The organism is Mesorhizobium sp. M7A.F.Ca.US.006.04.2.1 (assembly GCF_004022915.1).
GTDB classification, from domain to species: Bacteria; Pseudomonadota; Alphaproteobacteria; order Rhizobiales; family Rhizobiaceae; genus Mesorhizobium; species Mesorhizobium ciceri.
The window spans coordinates 1-1,825 of the sequence record NZ_RZQA01001075.1 but is presented as its reverse complement, the minus strand read 5'-3'; the positions used below and the strand labels follow the sequence as shown (position 1 = coordinate 1,825).

2 protein-coding genes are annotated in these 1,825 nt (G+C 66.5%); both read right to left on the bottom strand.

Annotated features, from left to right (window positions below):
- Positions 1–139: 139 nt before the first annotated feature.
- A complete protein-coding gene (locus tag EN925_RS34400) occupies positions 140–1,123 on the bottom strand; it encodes a branched-chain amino acid ABC transporter permease (protein ID WP_164753650.1) in 984 nt (327 codons plus the stop codon).
- The coding region (locus tag EN925_RS34395) for a branched-chain amino acid ABC transporter permease (RefSeq protein WP_164894604.1) at positions 1,120–1,825 on the bottom strand (706 nt) is incomplete at its 5' end. The genes EN925_RS34400 and EN925_RS34395, both read right to left, overlap by 4 nt.

Sequence of the window (1,825 nt, the reverse complement as noted above, 5' to 3'; positions counted from 1 at the left end):
GTTGAAAGGCCAGAAAAGCCGCCGCCGACGATTGCTAGGTCGACATCGAGCCCGCCTTGCAGTGCCGGCCGCTCACGTCGATTGCGGCCGACGGCATGCCAGAGCGAAACGCCGTGCGCTTCCTGCCGGATGACGGCATTCATGAGCTGGAACTGCTCCTGTCTGCAGCGATCCTCGTCCGCTTGCCGAGCCAAGGCCGCCGTGGCCTGTCGCCGAACAGCCCGTTCGGCCGGACCAGCAGGATAACGCAGAGCATGACGCCGATGGCGGCGATCTGCAGCGCGGCGGCACGAGCCTGCTGTTCCGGCGGGAACAGGATGCTGGTCAGCGTGCCCGACCCAGCCCATATCGCCCAGACCAGGATGCTGCCGATGACGGCGCCGAGATTGCTGCCCGAGCCGCCCACGATCAGCATCACCCAGACCTGGAAGGTCAGGATCGGCAAATAATTGTCCGGCGCGATGAAGCCGGTGAAATGCGCCTGCAATGCGCCGGCCAGTGCCATGATGGCGCCGCCCACGGCGAAGGCCTGGACGCGATAGAAACGCGCGCTCTTGCCAAGCGAGATCGCCGCCCGCTCATCCTCGCGTAGCGCCTTCAGCACGCGGCCCCACGGGCTGCGCGACAGATGTTCCAAAGCGAGATAGGCGACCAGAGTCACCGCCGCGACCACGGCAAGGTTCGACAGGTTGAACAGCAGCGGCGTCTCGGCAAGGCTGCCGAAGGGGCGCGGGATGAAGCCGATGCCGAACGGGCCGCCGGTCAGTTTCTGCGCGTTGAGCGCGACCAGTTGCACGACGACGGCGACGCCGAAGGTGGTGATCGCCAGATAGTCGGACCTGAGCCGCAGCGTCGCCATGCCAGTTAACGCCGCGGCAATGCCGCCGACGACCATGGCGCCCGCCCAGCCGACAACGATCGGCAGGCCAAGGCCACCCAGCCGCGCGGCGTCGTCGGGAGTGGTCAGCAATGCCGAGGTGTAGGCGCCGATGGCGACGAAGCCGGCAAGGCCGACATTGAACAGGCCGGTCAGGCCCCACTGCAAATTGAGCCCCAGCGTGACCAGCGAAAAGATCAGCGCGGTGGTCAGGAAGAAGGCGCCGTAGCCGATCAGATCCATCAGCGTTCCCTCACACCAAACAGGCCGATCGGCCGCACGAACAGCACCGCCATCAGGATGATGAAGGAGACGGCGGCGCGCCATTCGGCGCCGATCAGCTGCACGGCACCGGCCTCGGCGAGCCCGATGATCAGGCCGCCGAGCACGGCGCCGGGGATGCTGCCGATGCCGCCGAGAATGGCGGCGGCAAACATCGGCAATAGCATGTCGAAGCCCATGAACGGGCGGATCTGCACCAGGATGCCGATCATCACGCCGGCCACGCAGGCCAGCGCCCCGCCGATGACCCAGGTGACGCGCACCACGCTGGCGACGTCGATGCCGACGATGCGGGCCAGTGCCGCGTTCTGGCTCAGGGCCTGCATCGAGCGGCCGGTCTGCGTGCGCGTCATCAACAGATGCACGGCGAGCACCAGCACCGCGGTCAGCAGCAAAAGCGCGATCTGGTCTGATGTGATGCGGATGCCGAAGCCGACCGGCATGGCGATCTGGATCGCCCGGCTGAAATAGGTCGGCCGCGAGGTGAAGGTGAATTCGAGCAGGCTTCTCAGCGCCATCGAGGCACCGAAGCTCGCCATCACCACGATGATCGCCTGGCCTTGCGAGCGCAGCCGCGAAAACAGCACCTTGTCGAGCAGCAGCGCCAGCAAAGCGGTGAACGCCATGCCGACGACCAGCGCGACAATCAGCGGCCAGCCGAAGGAC